The organism is Nocardia inohanensis NBRC 100128, from assembly GCF_001612945.1.
Lineage (GTDB): Bacteria > Actinomycetota > Actinomycetes > Mycobacteriales > Mycobacteriaceae > Nocardia > Nocardia inohanensis.
Genome location: NZ_BDBK01000019.1, coordinates 202,728 through 222,416 on the forward strand (window position 1 = coordinate 202,728; position 19,689 = coordinate 222,416).

The window sequence follows — 19,689 nt, forward strand, 5'->3', positions numbered from 1 at the left end:
CCCATCATGAAGCTCCTCGGTTGTCCCGACGGAGCGAACTTGTCGGATCTTGCCCGTAGTGTTCGAGAGCTCCGGGAAAGGTCGGATGCCTGTGACAAGATCGAGCACAGCACGGCACGTGATTGCGCACAGCGCACACGAGTTTTGAGAGGACGGGGTCATGGTGGGGAACTTCGACTTCCTACAGGCTGAATGGCCGCAACTGCACGCCGAGGCCAAGAAGGCCGAGCGTGACGCACTGTTCGACCCGCGCACCACGTGCTTCTACGCACGCCGCACCGTCGAACACACCGTCAAGTGGATCTACCGCACCCAGAATCTGCCCGAGCCATACAAGTCGGACCTCGCGGCCCGAATCCATGCGGGCGGGTTCGTCGCTGTCATCGGTCATGGTCTCGTCACGAAGATGGATCTGATCCGCCGGCTGGGCAATGCGGCCGTCCACGAGGAGACTCCGGTTTCCAAGGATTCGGGTACCAAGGCGCTGGCCGAGCTGTTCCACATTATGTCGTGGCTGGCCCGCACCTACGCGACGCAGCCATCGAGCAAACCGTCGCCGCAGCAGCAGTTCGACACCGGTCGACTACCAAAGCCCGGCGGCAGCGCCGTCGTCGCCAAGACCGTCGCGCAGCTCGGCAAGCTCGAAGCGGAGCTGGCTGCCAAGGACGCGCAACTCGAACAGTCCGAGACCGAGAAGCAGGACCTCATCGCGCAGCTCAAGGCTCGCGACGAGGCCGTCGAGACCGCGGAACTCGAGAAAGCCAGCTACCAGCAGCTGATCGCGGAATTGCGTGCCCAAATCCTCGCCGCACAACAAGCGAGCGCCGCAACGCCCGACACGCACGACTACGACGAGGCGCAGACTCGCCGCGACCTCGTCGACCTCATGCTCCACGAATCCGGTTGGGCACTCGACCAGAAGCGGGATCGCGAATACCTCGTCACCGGAATGCCCGACGGCAAGAACGGATTCGCCGACTACATGCTGTGGGGCGCGGACGGTCTGCCGCTGGCTGTCGTCGAGGCGAAGAAGACGTCCGTCGATCCGATCGCCGGTCAACAGCAGGCGAAGCTGTATGCCGACTGTCTCGAGCAGCAGTTCGGCCGGCGGCCGGTCATCTACTACAGCAACGGATTCGAACACCACTTCTGGGACGACTTGCGCTACCCGCCGCGGGAGGTCGCCGGTTTCCACACCCGTGACGAACTCGAACTCCTCGTTACCCGCCGGACGTCGATGAAGTCGCTGAGCGAAATCCCGGTCCCGCAGGAGATCGCCGGACGCCCGTATCAAGAGAGAGCGATTCGTGCCGTCACCGAGCGGTTCGAGATCGAGAACCAGCGCGCCGCGCTTCTGGTTATGGCCACCGGGGCCGGCAAGACCCGTACCGTCGTCGCGCTCGCCGATATGCTGATGCGCGCCAATTGGGTCAAGCGGGTGCTGTTCCTCGCCGACCGCAAGGCCCTCGTCAAGCAGGCCGTCGGCGCATTCAAGACGCATCTGCCCGACTCCTCGCCGGTGAACCTGTTGACCGACAAGGACACCGAGGGCCGGGTATACGTCTGCACGTATCCGACGATGATGGGCCTCATCGACGAAACCGACGGTGATACAAGGCAATTCGGCCCCGGATACTTCGACCTCATCGTGATCGACGAGGCGCACCGGTCGGTGTACCAGAAATACCGGCACCTCTTCAGATACTTCGACTCACTGCTCCTCGGGCTCACCGCGACCCCCAAGGACGAGGTGGACTACAACACCTACCAGCTGTTCCATCTCGAAACCGGTGTCCCGACCAATAACTATTCTCTCGATCAGGCCATCGCAGACGGATACCTCGTCCGGCCGCGCGCGGTGGATGTGCCGCTGACCTTTCCGCTGAAGGGCATCCGTTATTCCGACCTCGACGAAGAGGCGAAGAAGCGGTATGAGTCCATCGACTGGGGCGACGACGTCCCCGAGGACGAGATCCCCGATTCGGTCACGGCCGAGGCCGTCAACAAGTGGTTCTTCAACATCGACACCGTCGACAAGGTCCTCGAGACTTTGATGACCCACGGGCATCGAGTCGCCGGCGGCGACCGGCTCGGCAAGACCATCGTGTTCGCGAAGAACGAGCTGCACGCCCAGTTCATTGCCCAGCGGTTCGACGCGAACTACCCAGAGTTCAAGGGCTCGTTCGCCCGCGTCATCACCCACTCGATCAACCACAACCAAGACCTCATCGACAAGTTCTCCCAGGCCGACCAGGAACCGCACCTCGCAATCTCCGTCGATATGCTCGACACCGGGATCGACGTCCCCGAGGTCGTTAACCTCGTATTCTTCAAACCAGTGCGGTCGAAGTCGAAGTTCTGGCAGATGGTCGGTCGCGGCACCCGTCTGCGCCCCGATCTGTACGGCCCCGGACAGGACAAGACCGACTTCTTCGTCTTCGACGTGTGCGGCAACTTCGACTACTTCGAACAGCACCCCGACGCCCCCGAAGGCGCACTCGCACCGTCGCTTTCACAACGACTGTTCACCGCCCGAACGGAACTGCTCGCCGCTCTCGACCGGTCCGGGGCTTCACAGGCGTTGCGCCACGACACCGCAGATCTGCTGCACGCGCAGGTCGAGGGCATGCGACTGGAAAACTTCATTGTCCGCACGCGGCGCAGGGAGGTGGAAAAGTACCAAGACCGCGCCGCCTGGGAATCCGTCACCGTAGAGTCGGCTGCCGAGATCGCCGAGAACCTCGCGGACCTGCCCACCACCGTCCGCGACACCGACGAGATGGCGAAGCGATTCGACCTCGTCGCCCTGCGCGCACAGCTCGCCGTCCTCGTCGCCGATGGCACCATTTCCCGGCACGCCGACACGATCCGCGGCGTCGCGGACGGGCTCCTCGATGAGGGACTCGCGATCCCGGCCGTGAAGGCCAAAGAACAATTGCTGCGCGAGGTGGCGAGCGACGAGTGGTGGGAGGGCGTCAACGTCGAAATGCTCGAACACGCTCGGCGAGAGCTCCGTTCCATCGTCGGGCTGCTCGACAAGAAGAAGCGCGTCATCGTCTATTCCGATTTCACCGACACCCTCGGCGAAGTCGTCGAACGGGACATGCCGGAGATGCGGTCGGGTACCAACGTCGAGCGGTACACCGCGAAGGCACGTGACTATCTACGCCGTCAGCCCGACAACCTAGCCCTGCGGAAGGTACGTTCCGGTAAGTCGCTGACCCCGGCCGATCTGGAATCACTCGAGAAACTGCTGGCCCACAGTGGCGCCGGTGAACCCGAGGACATGGAGCGCGCCGTCGCGAATGCCCATGGACTCGGCCGTTTCATCCGATCTCTCGTCGGCCTCGATCAGCAGGCCGTGCAGGAAGCGTTCGCGGAGTTCCTCGGTGAACGCACCGCCACCGCCAGCCAGATCGACTTCGTCAACCTCGTCATCGGTCACCTCACCCGGAACGGCGAGATGGACCCGAAGCTACTGTTCGAACCACCTTTCACTGACACCGCACCGCAGGGTCCGACGCAACTGTTCGCACCTGAGCAGACGAAGCGGCTTGTCGGCGTCATCCGGTCGATCAACGATTCGGTGGTCGCGACCGCCTGACCGTGCGCCCATCGCCATTGATAAGGTGCCGAATCTGATCGGCCCGGACCGCCGGCACACCGACCCTGGTGGTGCAACAACGGCCGCGCCGATGGTCCAGGCCGACAGACTCCAATTGGGGCGATATAGGGAGTCGGCCTATTGTCGGACACCTCAACGGACTGTGACACCGGTCAGTCCGGGATATGAACGATACGATAGTCAGCCGAAGCGTCCGGGTCGGAAAGCGCTGTCTCCATGGCGATTCGGGTGGCTTTGATGCCGCTCTTGGCCATCAGCAGGTTGCCGCCAGCGCCGATCGCCGTAACCGATTCCGAAGGGGTGGCCTTCCCGATGACCAGAACGTCGATCTTGGTCCCCATCTTGGTGACGAAGTTCCTTCCTAGCACTCGGTTGATGGATTTAATGGTCTTGGCCGGGACCGAGTTGGTGAGCAACTTTCCCAGATGTGCACCCGTTCTTCCCACCGCTTTGCCACAAAGGTCGATCCCCCACCGCCGGCCATGACCGCCAGGACTACAGCTTTCTGATGTTCGAGATCGGTGAGGTGGATTCCGTACACGCGCAGCCGCGACAGCACATGCGCTATCGACGCTGTCAGAAACCAATGACGTGTCGACGCTGCGGTCGCGACCGCAGCAACGGTACCCGCGGCGGCGCCACCGGTCGCCGCACCCGAAGCGACCACCGCGGACGGGAAGGTCGTCTCCAGCTTCTTGACCAGCTGGGCGTTCGCGGCTTCGGGGTGGCGCTCCCGAATCCTTTCGATTCGGCTGCCGACCAACTTGTCCGCCAATATCAACGACTTGTCGAAGGCCTTCATCGTAAACGCGACGTGAGGCTGGCGATCGAACCAAAGAGATTTCCGACCTCAGCCGATTCGCCGGATGAAGCGGATCAGATCCATGGTCGTTTTCCCAAGCGGTGCGCGTTCAACCGCCATGAGCAGCAGTTGGGCAAGAATCGTTGCACCCCAGCCATCTTTGCCGTCGGAGGATCATTCACGCACCTTCTCCACGCCGGCGTCGGCCAGGAAGAGCCCATGGGTGGCGCGGATCTCGACGCAGGTTCCGGCGATGCATCGGGGAGATCTGTTCCAGGGCGCTCGCATTCGAGTCCGAAGGAGCAGACGAAGTCGCCTATAGAGCAGCCCGGTGGAAGATCGGATTTGATGGCATCGTCGCGGGATCGTCGGGGCGGCCATCGCCTGCACCGATCCAGGTATCCATAAGGGCGAATCGATGGTGATCTGGTGGCGGCGGGGGCGGGGGACGATACGCCTTGTACCCGAAGGCTTCCTGCACTTGAGCTGCCGCCTCGCGCGCTGATTCATGGAAAATGGTGATGGTCTTCTCGACATTGTCACCGGTGACATGCCGCAGATCGCCGTTAGGATCTGTGGCGTCGGACAGGTGTAGGGACACGCCAGGTATTCGAGGTCGTTCACCACCTGGCTGGTCGCGATCAGTCCAGGAGTTGTTCTTCGTCCCAGATGAAGCGCGCGGCCATCGCGGAAATCGACACAGAAAGCTGGCAAACACTGGAGGATACTGGAATCTCCGGATACTGTCGGCATCGTGAGCTATTCGCCGGAAACGTTGGAGGAGAGGATATCCGAGCTGCGGGCTGCTGTCCGACACGCGGTGTCGGGTGGGGACCGTACCTTGGCACGTCAGTTGCGGGTGCAACTCCGGCAGGCTGAAAGGGATTGGGAAGCGGCTGTTCTCGGGATGGTCCCGGAAGCCGCGGACGACGACGGCGTTCCCGCCGTTCCGATCCGAGAGCATGTACATCGAGCACTTGCGCTGTTGTCGGTACCCGCCGCACCGAGACTGATCATGAGGGTCCACGAGGGGTTCTTTCAGGCGAATTGCTGGCTGCGCGACTGACCAGCCTGCGGCGTGACGAGGAGCGCTCGTTTCGGGCCGCGCCATTCGCCCGGCCGTATTACGTCTGTTCGGCATTGACCGTCGACCTCCTCGCCCCCGTACGCGGGTTACTGGCTTTGAATACCTGGCCGCTGGAGCGGCGCGTCGTCGGTCCATTGAGTGCGCGCCGATCTGTTAACCGGGGTTATCCGTCTCGCGGAACACGTTTCAACCGTCGGGAAGACCAGCCCATCAGGGCATCGGGTGCTTCGCCAGTTGGCGTCTACCATTCCGGGCGTCCGGAACACGGCGCTCGAAGTGGATACCGATGCGGTGATCGAGGCCGCCGGCAACGAGTTGGCGGTGCATCGGGACGCGGATGTCGTACAGCGGTGGGATGCTGCACAGCGGGGCGGCGGCGCAGTTGGCGGATCCGGCGGCGCAATTGTTCGGCACACGGTTCGGGATGACGGCTGAAAAGCGGGCAGGAGGCTCGGCGGGATGAAGGATCTGCTGGCTCGGCTGGATGAATTGCGTGGTGGCGCCTCGGCTTGTCGGCACAACGCGCGGACTATCGCGGCGTTGACCAGTAATCCGGGGTGTGCTCGGCGGGCCGTGATGGATGCGGCGGGGGTGGACAAGGCTGCTATGGCGCAGGAGTTGGGGTTTCCGGCGCAATTTGGGCAGTCGCAGTTCGCGATCACTCGTGGCAATGCTTTCGAGGCGATGGTGAAGGCTAACGGGTGTGCTGAGCTTGTTGCCTTGCTGCGGGATCGACTAGGGCTGACGATTCCTGAAGTTGCTTATGACGACTTGAATTCGGTGGGTGAGAACACCGGTAACAGTGTGCGGTTTCAGCGGACTCGGCAGCTGGTGGGGCGGGCGTTGCGGACTAATGAGGGGACCATGTTCGATCATCCGATGCTGCGGTTGGAGATTGCGGGGGCGCCGGCGTTTTTGGAGCCGGATCTGGTGGCGGTGCAGATCGAGGGGCAGTTTCATACTGTCGAGATCAAAGCGTTCGCGGTGATCGATGGGCAGGCGGATCCGGCGCAGGTTGCTGCTGCCGCGCGGCAGTCGGCCGCGTATGTGCTGGCGTTGCGGCAGCTTGTTGAGGAGTTAGGGGAATCACCGGAACGGGTGTCGCACAATGTGATTCTGGTTTGCACCAAGGACTTCACCAACCGGCCTACGGTGGAGTTGGTGGACGTACGGAAGCAGCTGGCGGTGATTTCCCGGCAGTTGTCGCGGTTGACTTCGATCAAGGATCTTGTCGGGGTGCTGCTGGAGGGGATGACGTTCACCGTGGGGGCGGGGCTGGGTGAGGCCATGCGGGCGGTGCAGGGGCGGTATGCGCCGGAATGCATGCAGAGTTGCGAGTTGGCGTTCTTCTGCCGGGATGAGGCTCGGGCGTGCGGGTCCGTGGACATGCTCGGGCGGAGTGTGTGCGATCAGCTTGGTGGGATCGACAGTATTGCAACGGTTCTCGGGCTTGCCGATTGCTCTCTGACGGCGGGAGACGAGCATGCGGATATCGCGCGGGTGCTGCGGAACGCGCATCGGCTGCGGCAGGAAGTTGCCGGGTGAGTGTGCTGACTGCGCTGGCGCGGTTGGAGGCCACACGGGCGGGCAGGGCGCAGCGGATTGCTGATGTGCGGCACTGCCATTCGGCGTTGCAGCCTTTGGTGATGGTGCCTTTGCGGATGGCTGGGGAGACGGCGGCGCCGTTGGCGGTGATGCTGGGGTTCGATGTGGCGGAGCCGAAGCTGTTGTTCGTGCCGCAGCCGCGGGACCGGGTGTTGCAGTTGAAGTTCGCGGCTGAGCTGAGTGATGTTCTGCTGCCTTATCTTTCGTCGTTCCTGGCCGATACCGAAGAGATCGTGGGCAAGGACGGGGAGACGTATCGGCGGTGTTTGGATGCGCCGCAGGTGTGGGTGCCCAATGCGGGTGGGGTTGCGTTGTTGCAGAAGTTGGGGCGCAGGCTGCGGTTCTTGAAGGCGGATGGGCCGAATCCGTTGCTGGGGCGGTGGCTGACCTGGTTCGGGGATCGGGCCGAACATCCCGGGTCCTCGGTGCTTTTGGCGATGACGACCGTGCTGGCGGGGCATTGGGCCTCGGGGCAGTCGTCGCTGGAGGATGGGAATCTGGCGGCCCTGCTCGGGTGGATCGATCCGCCCGAAGGGCTCACGGGGCAGCAAGCGGCGGCAATCGCGGAGGATCCGTTGCGGTCACCGCCGGCGGGGCCCGCCACCGATCCCGGATATGACAATGAGGAACTAGCACCGCTGATCTCGGCTTTCAACGAGGCCGCCGACGAAGCTTCATTCAACGTGGCGGTCGAGCGGCTGGAGTATTCGGTGCAGCAGCAGATCGAGCCGACCTGGCAGCTCATGTGGCGGGGGCTGGAATTGCTGCGCGCGCTGCCCGAGGGGGCGAGCGTGGGCAAGCGGTGGGACCGGGACCGCGGCAGTTTCTCGCGGTTCATGGACAGCATCGAAGAAGGGGTGCCGCAGGCTCGGCGGGATCACGCGGTGAGTGCGGTGCGGCGGCTGCTCGATCGGGAGCAGGCCCTGACTGCGTTGGAAGCCCAACGGGCGTATGACGATCCACGGGTGATGGCGGAACGGCGGCTGAACGGCGAAGCTTTCCGCGGGGTTGTGGTGATGAGCGATCCGAACCGGGTCGACACCAGCGGGAAGCGGCCTGCGCTGCGGCCGCGCATCGCGATCCAGTCCGAGGATCCGTTCATAGCGGAGGCCGGGGTCAAGCTGTGCAGCGTGGAGCGGCGCAATCAGAAAGGCACCGTGGTGTCGGTGGAGGATGGCACCATCACGCTCGAATTGTCCGGTGGGATGGGGCGCAAGCTGACTCCTGAAGCGGGGTCGGTGCCCGAAGCCGGCGATCGGGTCTGCTTCGCCGCGTTCGGTGACGACTATCAAGCGTCGCCCAAACTGCCGGCGCGCGAGGAGACTCCGTGGACGCACGGTGGGCCGCCGCCCGAGTGGACGCCGGAAAACGCTGAGCCGCAGGAGGAATGGGCGTGAAGACCGCCGACCAGGTCGTCAACGAGGTGCTGGCCGATCTCGACCGGAACGCCGACCGGGCCGTCGTGGTCGATTCACCGCCCGGCGCGGGCAAGTCGACGCTCGTGGTGCGGGCCGCGCGGCATCTGACCAAGGACGGCGATCAGCGGATCATCGTGGCGCAGACCAACGAACAGGTCGACGACCTCATCGACCGGCTCGCGAGCGAAGACCCCGAACTGCTGATCGGGCGGGTGTCCGCGGGGACGTACGAGCCTGCCGAACGTATTCTCGCCCACGCCAACCTGAAGATCGCCAAAAGCCCGGCCGATCTCACCGACCGCACCATTCTGATCGGCACCGCCGCCAAATGGGCTACCGTGCAGGAAGGCAACTGGGCGTGGGCCATCGTCGATGAGGCGTATCAGATGCGGTCGGACATGTTGCTGCGCATCTCCAGCCGATTCGATCGCGCCCTGTTCGTGGGCGACCCCGGACAGCTGGATCCATTCGCGACGGTCGACACCGCCCGCTGGGCCGGGCTCTCCTGGGAACCCACCATGAGCGCCGTCAGCGTCCTGCTCGCCCACAACCCGGACATCCCGGTCCATCGACTACCTGTCTCCTGGCGACTGCCCGCCTCCGCGGCCGCCGTCGTGTCGAAAGCCTTCTACCCCTTCACCGAATTCCGCTCCGGCACCGAACCCGGCCAGCGCCGAATGGAATTCACGACCGCGGGTGGATGGGGCGGACCGTTGGACAGCGCCCTCGACGAAGCCGCGCTCAGCGGCTGGGCCTGGTATGAACTGCCTGCGCGCCACACCATCCGTACCGACAGCGAAGCGGTCGCGGCCATCGCGGCCCTCACCGTCCGATTGCTGGAACGCGGCGCGGTCGTCCACTCCGAGCGCGGCTCGAATCCGGTGACCGCAGACCGAGTCGCTGTCGGTACCGCACATCGCGACCAAGCCGCCGCCATCCGCGCTGCTCTACAGGGCACGGCAGCCGAGTCTGTCACCGTCGATACCGCCAACCGGCTCCAAGGCCGCGAATACGATGTAACCGTCGTCCTGCATCCGCTTTCGGGTCGCCGGGACGCCACCGCCTTCCATCTGGAGACCGGGCGCCTTTGCGTTCTCACTTCCCGGCACCGCCACGCCTGCATCGTCGTCGGTCGCGTCGGCATCCCCGAGCTCCTCGACGCTCACCCCTCCACCGAGCCCGTGCACCTCGGAGTGGCGGTCAAGTTCCCGGATGGCTGGGAGGCCAATCAATCGGTATTGGCCCATCTTGCAGAGCATCGAATACCGGCTGCCGCGCACCGAGGTTGAGCCTCGAACGCGAAAACTTCACCCTGAAAAGCCTTCTCGCCGAGGCGGAGCTGGAGAAGGCAGCGTTGAAGGAGACCGCCAAGGGAACTTCTAGCCCCGGAACGTCGGCGGGCTGCCGTGGCGCATCTAATGCGCGTGCTCAAGGTGAGCGAGCGGTTCGCCTGCCGGGTCACCGGGCAGCACCGAAGCACCCAACGCCACCGTCCCATCTCGCAGACGACCGCCGATCCCGATTCAGCGTTGCGTGATTTGCCGCGAAGCTGGGCGCGCAATCATCCCTGGCAGGGGTTCCGCCTCGTATACCACGAGGCCGCGCGAGGGCTGGACGGTCAACCACAAGAAGATCCAACGGCTCTGGCTCGACGAAGGATTATGGGTGTCGACACGGCGACGCTGCAAACGCCTCGGCACCTCCACGGCCAGCAAGACGACGGCGAACGCGCTGAATCGGGTGTGGGCGGCGGATTTCCAGTTCGACGCCATCGAGGACGGCCGCCCGGTCAAGATCGCGTCGATCGTCGACGCGCACACCCGCGAATGCCTTGGCGGGGCTGGTCGAGCGGTCGATCACCGCCGGCCGGCTCATCGACGAACTCGACCGCCTCGCCTTCGACCGAGGTTATCCGGCGGTTCTGCGCTGCGACAACGGCCCCGAGCTGGCGGACGCGGTGGTGGCCGAATACAACCACCCCCGAAGACATTCCGGCCTGAGGTACAAGACACCAGCCGGATACGCTGCAACCTGCATCCACCGATAACCGGCTCACACACCCGGCGGGCCGAATCACGGGGTCCCGTCAGAAAAATTCCGAGCGGTGTTACGGACTTGTCAATGTGAGCGACATTTGACGATCCATTTGTCGTTCTCTCTGCCGAGTTCGCCGTTGCCGGCAAGGACCGATTTTCCGCAAACCACGCAAGTGGAGTCGTACTTGTTGGGGCGCGATCCTAAGGTCGGAGCCGCTGACTTAGCGACAGCTTGGCTCGTGGAGTCCACAGCGACCGGGGCCTGCTGACTCGATCGCTCAGATCTGGCTCGTGCCATGATCTTTCGCACTCGGTCGCAGGACGCGCGGCTGGTGATGCGCATCATCAGGTCTGTCGGTCCGCTGCCGGCCAATAGGTTCAGTGATCCGTGCCAGAGCACTTCGTTGTCGACGATCAGGACCTTCTCGTGCATGTGCGGGCGGGTATCGACGTCGCAGCCCGCACGCCGCAAGCGACCCAGCGCCGACTCGCCTTTCGAGCCGCTCTTCTGATCGCGCGTGTGGATGACGACCTTGACGCCTGATACGAGCTTCTTGCGGAATCGCTCCAGCCAGAAGTCGACGGGAGCGGGATCCAGGAAAGCGCAATAGATTTCGATGCTGTGGGCGGCGCGCTCGATATCCCATTCGACTGCGCGGCGTACTTCGTCCTTCGGGAAGAATGCGGGCCTGACCAGTTCGCGATCGGGTAGTCCGGCCAGCTCGGACGCCATCCGAACGGGTACTAGATCACCGACCGGCAGCACTTGTGCGTGTGCTCGAAGGTGGTGGAGCATGCGAACCGTTTCACTGCCCGCGGGTAGCGTGCGCTCGAGAAATTCCACGTCGGCGACGACCATCAGGTGGTCTTGCGCCCGGCTCAGTGCCACGTTCAACAACCGGCAGGTGGTCGAGGACGGACCAATGCCCGCGTAGAAGTAGCCTGCGATATCCGATGCGCCGGCCACTGTGTCGATGATGACGACCGGGCGTTGGCTGCCTTGGAAGCGGTGGACGGTGTCGACGAGCCCATCGAAGTGGACACCGAATCTGTGCGAGATGCTGTCCTGTAGGACCTTGACCTGATCGCGATAAGGTGCAATGACCGCGAGCCGTTCGGTCGGGGATCCCTCGCTTCGTCCTTGATAGGCGGGCAGCACGCCATCCGCTTGCAGCCCACGCACCAATTCATGGATGACCGCCTCGTGCACGGCGTTGGTCCGATGGCCGCCGCGAACGAATCTGTCCCCCAGGGCTTTACGTTTCTCGCTGGTGTCGACCAAGATCAGCGGGCTCTCCAATAGCAGGGAACCCGACAGCGCGCTGGTGTCGCCACGACCGGTGGTCAGCGGCGCGTCGCGGTAGGCGACTTCATTGACGACCGCGCAGATGGCCGGGCGCATGCGGTACTGCTCGACGAGACGCACCAGCCTTCGGTCGCGCAGAACCGACCCGCCCGCGTCGACCAAACCCGCGGCGTGAAAGACATCGCGGTCCATCCATTGCGCGGAGTGGGCTCGGTCATCCGGTGAAGCGCTCTGATTGCCAGATCCTTGTGTCACAGCGGGCAATTGCCGGAAATCGCCCGCGACCACCACCCGTTTCCGAGCGAGACCGGCGAGATACCAAGCCGACGGCAGATCGACCATCCCGGCTTCGTCGATCACGACCACATCGATCTCATCAAGCAGTCGACGCGATTGCACGGCTTTCGCGACGGTTGTGCCCAATACCCGGCATCCGGCCCGCACCAGGTCCTCGATTTTCGACAACTGTTCGCCGAGCTGCCGATGCTCATTCCCGAGACCTTCCACCGCTGCACGAACTTCGTCGTGCGACGGCAGTCCCTGCCGAAGACGTTGGCATCGCTGAAGTCGTGGACCGACCTCCTCGAATTGGGCGCACGCGGTGCGGAACTCGCGGCTGAGAGCGGTGACGCGAGTGGACCATTCCGCTGCGGCCGCTTCCTGCCGTGCGATCTTGCGGTTCAGCTCGTCGAGCTTGTGCTGGGTCCACTGTGCGCGCATTCCGCTGGGAATGCCGAGCTTGTCTCGACTACCTCTCAGTTTCCCGATGTCCTCAACACATTCGGCGTGCTTCGCCGCCACTTCTCGTTTGGCCGCGGGCGTTGTTTCGATAACCTTCCGGAGGCTTTCGAACTGCTCGGTGAGCGCCAGCGTTCGTTCGTGAATCTCGAGGTCCTGGCGTGCGCGCTCGAGTTGGGTCGCGACCTCCGACTGACGTGCGCTCAGCTCTCCCGATAGTCGGCCGACGATCCGATCGGAAACGATGAACTCACCGAATTTCGCGTTCAGTGACGGCACGGTCACTCGTCCCGCACGTTGCAGCAGGCCGGTTTCGAACCCGGACTCGCGGGAAAGCAACTCGCACAGCCGCTCTACGGCCTGATCCACCGCGATATTGGTGGGTGCGAGGAAGAGCACGGTGTGCCCCTGCCGGTAGCAGCCTTCGACGATCCGGCTGACCACCTCGGTCTTTCCGGTACCCGGCGGTCCCCATACGAAGGTCACCTCACTTCCCAGTGCCTGCTCGACAGCCTGCCGCTGAAAACTGTTCAACGGCAACGCCCGATAGCCGGCCACCAGCATGTCCGGTCGGCCCTCACGACCGATAGCCGGATTGCCGCCACCGACCATCCAACCGGCTTTGTCGAGATCGACCCGGCCGCGGCCGTCCTTACCGGCGAGCTGAAGCCTCTCGATCAATTGCTCGAGCCTGAGCGTTTCATCATCCCGGATCGTCACCGTGGACGCCCCCGAACCCAGCTCGGCTTCGGTCGTCAGCCGAACCCTGCCGACCGCTTCCCAAACCGCCTCTCCTCGAACCCATTGCTTCTTCGTCTCGGTTCGCACCAGGACTTGGGTCCCATTGAGCGGATTCTGTTCGGTCTTCGTCTCGAACACGTACTCGGGCCGCTCGTCGCTGCCACCGCTACGCTTGCCCCGGCGCAGCGTCACCATGACGGCTCGCCCGCCGTCGCCCTGCAATTCGGCGGCGACCTCTGCCCGCAGCGCGCGAATGAGTTCAGGTATCGGATAAGGGATTTCGTCTGACATCGGGCTATTCCTCCACAATTCCCAGCCAAACGTATTCCCGCCCACGGGTGATCGCGACAAAACGCTGGTTGATCGCCAGATCCGCCCGATCACGCGCCGCGTCGGTGAGTTCCGCGTCGGGCACGAGCTTCGAGAAGTACGGGTGCAGCACCGCCCGAAAGTCCAGTCCCTTGGCCCGATGGACCGTTCCCACCTTGATCATCTCTTCGTCGCCGCCGGTGTAATCCTCGAGATGCTGGAACTCGACATTCAATCGGCGCAGCACCGCACAGAATCGGTCGGCTTCGGAGTTCGTGCGGGTGATGAGCGCGGTCTCGGACAGCGCGATACCCAGCTGTGCAGTCTTTTCGAGCTGAAGGCGAATCTGCTCCTCGACATCTTCGTCACTGCCGCTCCATGTTTCGGCGGTCCCGCCGGGCAGCACGACTTCGGATCCGCTCAGCGCGATACCGGTGTCGCCATCGAGGTCCTCGATCGCCGTCTTACCCTCCAAGGAAGCGGCTAGGGAGAGAATCGCTTCGCAGTTGCGGTAGTTGGCTTTGAGCACTTCGCCACGACCGACGATCGGAATGCCCGCGTCTGACAACGTCCAGCCCCCGGCGTAAACCCGTTGTTGACCATCGCCGACCATGAGCAACGCATTCGGCGAGTTACCGACGATGGCGTGTGCGAGGCGGAGACCGACCACCGACATGTCCTGCACCTCGTCGACGACAACCATGTCGTAGTGCTCGTCGAGCGCCTCCGACTCGATCTCGGCGAGTGCGGCATTGATGAGGTCGTTGGAGTCCAAAAATCGGGCCTTCCTACGGAGGTCCTCGTACTGAGAGTAGAGCTCCCACACCGCTTCTCGCGCCGGCCGACGCAAAGTGCCGTTGCGACCCCGGCGCCGGAGTTCCGCGTACTCCTCGAATCGGGTGATACCGCGGCCCTTGATCAATCGGTCGATCTCCTCGCGCCAGTAGCGATTATCGGATTCGATCTCCGCCAGCGGACCGCGACAGCCCACCCGCGACCACGCGAGATTGAAGGCATTATCGGCGCGTTTGAGTTCCATTCTCGCGGGACGGTCCCGGCGGGCCAGCAACTCCCCCGCCCAGGCATGCAAGTTCTTGAACTCCGCGCGATGCTCCATCCCCGGCGCCAGCTGCGCGAAGGCGCGCTCCTGACACGGGGGCAAATTCCGGACGAAGGTGGTGAAAAGCAGCTTGCCGGTGGTGCGGCGGGCGCGATAAGCCATGCGATGCAAGGCGACAACCGTCTTCCCGGTACCCGCCGGTCCCGCGATTCGAGCTGGACCGTTGTAGTTCTTCGCCACGAGCGCCTGCTGATCAGGATCCAGGAATGTCATCCACGTGGGGAACGGTTTGCTCAGCGCTCGTTCACGCTCACTCGCGATCAGATCCGTCGTCTCGAGCAGCCCGGCGTCCGGAGTGGGCGCCTGACCGGAGCCGGTGCCCAAGGTCAGCAAAGTGAAATCCCGGGCTCGCCGCGATACCGCATCCGCGATCCGAGTCGCGACCCCACGGTCCAATCGAGTCCCGCCCTCGAACAACGAACGAAAGTCGAGTTCGGTCACCACCTGAAAGCGGCCGTCACCGGATACTCCGCTGTGCGGCGCGACGACCAGGACGATCTCGACCGTTTCGGGCACGAACACATTGCGATTGTTTCCGAGCGGCAGATCGGCGAACAGACGCCCGACGTGCTCCCGAAGCCGCTGCAGTACAACTCCGTTCGCGGACTCGTCGGTGAATACGAGACCGAACACCCCACCCGGACCGATCAGAAACGCATCCGCGAACGCCTTTCCCTGCGCGGGCTCATTCCGAACGAGCAGATGCCACCCCCGCCTGCCTTCCGCGAGAAGCCCCGACAGCACGTTCCGCTGCCGACCCGGCATCGGACCCACCGCGTCGAGCGTTTCCACCGCACGAACCCGGCGAATCTCCCGGTCATGACTTGTTGTGCGTGCCACCGCGCGACCCCCATCCCTTGCGACGACGGCCGCCCGATCGAGCGGCGCTTCCACAGCGTGACGCAATTCCCTTGCTAGTCACAAGTTCCGTTCGGTCGGTTTGTTACCTGCAAATTTCCAGTTCCCGTCGAAGGCTGAAACCAGTCCCGATTGCGAATTCACTGTTCCATCGTCGAGCAACTCAATCCGTCGATCTTGTTGCCAACCTTGACGCCTCGCCGATCAGCCGCACTTAAACTCATCGCGTATGAGCACTGGGAAGACCGTTCGCATGTTCCTGACCGAAGGCACTCCGGGCAGTTTGTTGACGGCCGAGATCGGCAACTGGACCGGACACGTGGTCGCGGCTCCCCGCTCGGAACTGGCTGCGTTACTGGCGCGCGAGGAAGCCGGCCGGACCGGGATCTATGTCTTGCTCGGGGACGATCCCGACGGCGACGGAGCGCTCGCGTACATCGGTGAGGGCGATGAAGTCGGCACCCGGCTGCGCCGCCACGCAGCCCCGGAATCGAAGAACGGCAAAGACTTCTGGGATCGCGTCGTCATAGTCACCAGCAAGGACACCAACCTCACCAAGGCGCACGCGCGATATCTGGAATCGCGGCTCATAGCTCTCGCCCTGCGGGCTGGACGCGCCAGGTTGACCAACAACACGGCACCGCCGACACCGCAATTGCCCGAGGCGGACGTCTCGGACATGGAGAACTTCATCGCCGAAGTGCGGATCGTGCTGCCCGTCCTCGGCGTGAATCTCCTCCGATCCGTCTCCGCGACAACGGTTTCCGCAATTCCTGGAGTCGCCGAGACGGAAAACGCGGCGGTCTCGCCCGTCTTCGAGATGACTGTCAAGAAGCATGGCATCTCAGCGACCGCGCAGGAGATCGACGGCGAGTTCGTCGTCCGCGCGGGTTCGCAGGTGCGCAGCGCATGGATCGGCGCCGGTGATTCCTACCGCCGGTTGCGGGAGGAACTGGAGCGGGAGGGCGTACTCGCGTCGGCGGACGGCCGGCAAACGGTCGTGTTCACCCGGGACTACCCGTTCGCATCGCCATCCGCCGCGGCGGCGATCGTCGCCGGTCGTCCGGCGAACGGACGCATCGAATGGCGAACGCAGGACGGACGAACCTTCGGCGGCTGGCAGAGTCGTGGGGTCGCCACGCCCGAGGATGACGAACAACTGGTCTGAGGTGACGAATGCTCGGCACCCGACACCCGGCCCGGTTTCACTCGCATAGCGTCAGTTTCATGCGGCTCCTGTGCGTCGCTCTTCCGCGAATTTCGGCGCCAACTCCTCCATCTGGCCGAGAACCTGACGGATCGCACCGGGCTGTCTGTCCGGCGGGTACCTGTATTTGATGAGCAGGTGTTTGATGGTGGAGCGGAGTTTGGCTCGCACATCATCACGGACTGCCCAGTCGATCCTCGTGTCGTTGCGCATCACGCGGACCAGATCGCGGGCAATTTGCCCGAGGATGTCGTCACCCATTTCCAATACCGCCGAATCGTTCTCGTGCACGGCGTCATAGAAAGCGAGTTCGTCTGCGTCTAGCGCCGGGGTGAAGTTCTTGCCGCGCTCACGTTCTGCAACGGCTCCCCTCGCCATCGCGATCATTGCGGAGATCACTTGCGCGGATGTGAGGTGCTGGTTGTTGTATCGGTTCATCAGCTCGCGGATGCGCACGGAGAAATCCGTGCTGCGCACCAAGGTTGCCACGAGTGCAATAGGCGATCTCCTGGGTCAGCAAAGCCCGCAACGCCTCGATCGCCAAGTGTGGGTTCTCGGCGTGCTGGGCCTTGGCTTCGAACTCGGGGGTCAAGTCGGTCAACGAGGGCTTCGCGCGCCGGATCGCGACCGCCGAGGACAAGATCAACGAAGCACTCGCTCAGCTCGCCAAGATCGGCGAGGCGAAGAAGACAGCGGGTCACATCCGCAATAACGCCGCGGGCGCCTTCGAACCTCGACCCGGCCGCCACGGGGTAGGCCCGATCGACATCGGCAGGCGACCGCCGTCAACTACCGGATCACCGCCGAAATCCCGGCTGGAGCCTGCAACTGCCACACAGGTAAGCCATCGACGATACGGACAGTGGATTCGATACGATCGCCGGGTGTCGCTCCGAAATATCCAGCACGCCACCAGAACTCGACGAGTTCGCGAACCGGGCAGCCGAACCGCCCACACGGCGCGGTCTCGGCCGAGCAATAGAGCCCCAGCCGAGGAGATCGGGATCGCCCCCGCGCCAACTGGCTAGCGGACGACATCGCGGCGTACCTGACGGCGACAGGGCGACCCGTGCCAGCGCTTGCCCGGTGTGGGGCAAACCAAGCCGCGCCGCCGACCCGATGAGCTGCAAATGATCGACTATCGAGATGGGAAAACCGTTGAACACCACGTCACACCCCGATGATGCCGCGCACGAAGAGTTGTGGGCACGAGCCGAGGACATCGACACGATGTTGCTCGGGTCGCTCCGGAGAGAAATCAGCGAACGCGCGTTCGAGATCGATGACGCCATCTGCGATCGCAATGACATAGAGATCAGCCGTCTGGTCACCGAATTGGCCTGTCTGATCGACGGAATCGAGACGCACCAACTCATTGAACGAGCGCAACTCGCTTCGGTGCTCGGCTCCACCAGAATCCCCGACCCTGAACGGCGACCCAGCCGCGTCCCGAACGCGCCCGCGGCCCCTGTCGCATCGACGCCCGTCACGCAAGATGCCTACGTCGACTACCGCGAGCAGTTGCGAGAACATCTGACGGACTGCGGTAACCACATACGCGAACTCTTCGACTACGCGGCCGAAGCCTGGGAGACCATTTGCAAAGCGGCCGAATGGGGCGACGTACTCACGATCGTCACCGAATTGGACGAACTCCGGACGGTGGGCGAGAAGGCTGAAATGGCGCACTCGACTTGGCAAGCCACCGTCTGTGAGGTCTATGACGGGGACGGCGGAGGCGGTCTCGGGATCGCGGGAGAAGCGCTCGACATGATGTCCGAGTGGCACGGCAAGTTCACCGGTTAAGGTCAGCACCCGCGCCTGGGGACGAGTTGGCCGTCCAGAGGATCCTGCGCAACAAGCAGATCACCACCGCGGACCTCGATCAGCCGCAGAAGATCTTCTTGGCACGCTGAAGCAGTTGCACACCAACGCGATTCCCTTAGACGCCCCTAAAACAGAGATCGACCAGATAACGACGAGCGTCCAACCGCCGCCGTGACGATGATTTCGCATCCCCTAGAACGAGGCAATCACGGAGTGCGGGCGACCATCGTCGATTCGCGGAGGTGATTCGCCGGGGGAATCGAAGGCAGCGATGATTGCGATGTGTTCGTGCCGAAGGCCTCGGTCATGCGCCGTGCGTCGCCGGTTGGGGTGGGGTCAACACTCATGCCCAGGTATACGCAGCTGGGATGGGTGCGGGTGTCAGGATTTGCCCTTCAGGGAGTCGATATCGACGAGCACATCGGTGCCGCTGCCGGTTACCACCACCGTCGTGCCCTCCATGTGGATTCCCGTGGGTACCACGCCGAATGGGAGCAAGCCCGCTACGTCGAGCAGGACCATGGGGCGGAGGGCGTTGAAGCGGGCGGTTGCTTCGAGGCGGTCCACTTTACCTCGGGCTGCCTAGAGGAGGACGGGGAAGCCCTTGATGTCTACCGAGGGGTCAGAGCCGAGATTGGCGGTGTTGCGCATGGACTCGGCTGCGGCCCGCTCGGCATTGGCCGCGGCGCCGAAATCGGCGGCAACAGCGAGGCCGGTGAAGACAAGCAGGATCACTAGGAGCGTTCGCACCTCAATATGATGGCAGGGCGAATCGAATTTGCCTGAGAAACGCAGAAACCCCCTGACCGAGGTCAGGGGGTTTCGCGAATGATGTTCCGGCGGTGTCCTACTCTCCCACACCCTGTCGAGTGCAGTACCATCGGCGCAGGTGGCCTTAGCTTCCGGGTTCGGAATGGGACCGGGCGTTTCCCCACCGCTATAGCCGCCGTAACTCTATGAAACTAGACACAGAGAGCCAAATCTGTTGGAGGTAAACCTCTTCCAGCTTT

15 protein-coding genes, 1 rRNA gene and 2 pseudogenes are annotated in these 19,689 nt (G+C 63.5%); 8 read left to right on the plus strand and 10 right to left on the minus strand.

All coding sequences use genetic code 11. The features are described from left to right. The first annotated feature begins 160 nt into the window (after nt 1-160). Nucleotides 161-3,604: a DEAD/DEAH box helicase family protein gene (locus tag NI1_RS35455; protein WP_067830340.1), complete on the plus strand. Its 3,444-nt coding sequence runs from the start codon at nt 161-163 to the stop codon at nt 3,602-3,604. A 173-nt stretch (nt 3,605-3,777) separates the two neighbouring features. Here NI1_RS35455 and NI1_RS35460 read toward each other — a convergent pair whose 3' ends face one another. The 3 genes from NI1_RS35460 to NI1_RS38345 all read right to left on the minus strand — a co-directional run bounded on the left by NI1_RS35460 (nt 3,778) and on the right by NI1_RS38345 (nt 5,028). After that, nucleotides 3,778-3,966, minus strand: coding sequence for a hypothetical protein (locus NI1_RS35460; protein WP_067830342.1), 189 nt, complete (start codon nt 3,964-3,966; stop codon nt 3,778-3,780). Nucleotides 3,967-3,986: 20 nt separating this feature from the next. Then, entirely contained in the window at nt 3,987-4,427 is a 441-nt protein-coding gene (locus NI1_RS38340; protein WP_157535516.1) for a hypothetical protein, read from the minus strand. A gap of 316 nt (nt 4,428-4,743) precedes the next feature. Continuing rightward, nucleotides 4,744-5,028, minus strand: a complete 285-nt coding sequence (locus NI1_RS38345) for a hypothetical protein (RefSeq protein WP_157535517.1) — start codon at nt 5,026-5,028, stop codon at nt 4,744-4,746. Nucleotides 5,029-5,973: 945 nt separating this feature from the next. On the opposite strand from NI1_RS38345, the gene NI1_RS35470 reads away from it, so the two are divergent. From NI1_RS35470 to NI1_RS39710, 4 genes and pseudogenes are all read left to right on the plus strand, one after another. Continuing rightward, nucleotides 5,974-7,059 (plus strand): hypothetical protein, encoded by a 1,086-nt coding sequence (locus NI1_RS35470; protein WP_067830345.1) that lies wholly within the window; start codon nt 5,974-5,976, stop codon nt 7,057-7,059. Continuing rightward, nucleotides 7,056-8,516 carry a hypothetical protein gene (locus NI1_RS35475; RefSeq protein ID WP_067830347.1) on the plus strand — a complete coding sequence of 487 codons (1,461 nt, stop codon included), beginning with the start codon at nt 7,056-7,058 and terminating at the stop codon, nt 8,514-8,516. The genes NI1_RS35470 and NI1_RS35475 overlap by 4 nt, the downstream gene beginning before the upstream one ends. Next, nucleotides 8,513-9,826: an AAA domain-containing protein gene (locus NI1_RS35480; RefSeq protein ID WP_157535518.1), complete on the plus strand. Its 1,314-nt coding sequence runs from the start codon at nt 8,513-8,515 to the stop codon at nt 9,824-9,826. The genes NI1_RS35475 and NI1_RS35480 overlap by 4 nt, the downstream gene beginning before the upstream one ends. A gap of 2 nt (nt 9,827-9,828) precedes the next feature. After that, nucleotides 9,829-10,584: pseudogene (locus NI1_RS39710) on the plus strand (DDE-type integrase/transposase/recombinase); the annotation flags it as partial. 71 nt (nt 10,585-10,655) lie between these two features. Here the strand turns inward: NI1_RS39710 and NI1_RS35490 are convergent. Both NI1_RS35490 and NI1_RS35495 read right to left on the minus strand, forming a co-directional pair. Then, a complete protein-coding gene (locus tag NI1_RS35490; protein WP_084524213.1) occupies nt 10,656-13,649 on the minus strand; it encodes an AAA domain-containing protein in 2,994 nt (997 codons plus the stop codon). Nucleotides 13,650-13,653: 4 nt separating this feature from the next. Continuing rightward, nucleotides 13,654-15,000 (minus strand): UvrD-helicase domain-containing protein, encoded by a 1,347-nt coding sequence (locus NI1_RS35495; RefSeq protein ID WP_245663573.1) that lies wholly within the window; start codon nt 14,998-15,000, stop codon nt 13,654-13,656. On the opposite strand from NI1_RS35495, the gene NI1_RS39715 reads away from it, so the two are divergent. Together NI1_RS39715 and NI1_RS35500 are read left to right on the plus strand one after the other, a co-directional pair. Then, a complete protein-coding gene (locus tag NI1_RS39715; RefSeq protein WP_245663574.1) occupies nt 14,893-15,705 on the plus strand; it encodes a hypothetical protein in 813 nt (270 codons plus the stop codon). The two genes, NI1_RS35495 and NI1_RS39715, sit on opposite strands and share 108 nt — an antisense overlap. Nucleotides 15,706-15,898: 193 nt before the next feature. Next, nucleotides 15,899-16,813, plus strand: coding sequence for a GIY-YIG nuclease family protein (locus NI1_RS35500; protein ID WP_245663568.1), 915 nt, complete (start codon nt 15,899-15,901; stop codon nt 16,811-16,813). A 57-nt stretch (nt 16,814-16,870) separates the two neighbouring features. Here the strand turns inward: NI1_RS35500 and NI1_RS35505 are convergent, their stop codons facing one another. Then, on the minus strand, nt 16,871-17,341 hold the full coding sequence (locus tag NI1_RS35505; RefSeq protein ID WP_067830361.1) for a type I restriction enzyme endonuclease domain-containing protein: 471 nt from the start codon (nt 17,339-17,341) through the stop codon (nt 16,871-16,873). 31 nt (nt 17,342-17,372) lie between these two features. After that, nucleotides 17,373-17,498: pseudogene (locus NI1_RS40210) on the minus strand (hypothetical protein); the annotation flags it as partial. A gap of 500 nt (nt 17,499-17,998) precedes the next feature. Here NI1_RS40210 and NI1_RS35510 point away from each other — a divergent pair. Further along, complete coding sequence (locus NI1_RS35510) at nt 17,999-18,658, plus strand: hypothetical protein (protein WP_067830363.1); 660 nt, start codon at nt 17,999-18,001, stop codon at nt 18,656-18,658. Nucleotides 18,659-19,060: 402 nt separating this feature from the next. Here NI1_RS35510 and NI1_RS35515 read toward each other — a convergent pair whose 3' ends face one another. From NI1_RS35515 to rrf, 3 genes are all read right to left on the minus strand, one after another. Further along, entirely contained in the window at nt 19,061-19,246 is a 186-nt protein-coding gene (locus tag NI1_RS35515; protein ID WP_067830365.1) for a hypothetical protein, read from the minus strand. 15 nt (nt 19,247-19,261) lie between these two features. Continuing rightward, a complete protein-coding gene (locus NI1_RS38355) occupies nt 19,262-19,429 on the minus strand; it encodes an LmeA family phospholipid-binding protein (protein WP_169815688.1) in 168 nt (55 codons plus the stop codon). A gap of 84 nt (nt 19,430-19,513) precedes the next feature. Next, a 5S ribosomal RNA gene (rrf, locus tag NI1_RS35520) occupies nt 19,514-19,630 on the minus strand. Nucleotides 19,631-19,689 lie beyond the last annotated feature (59 nt).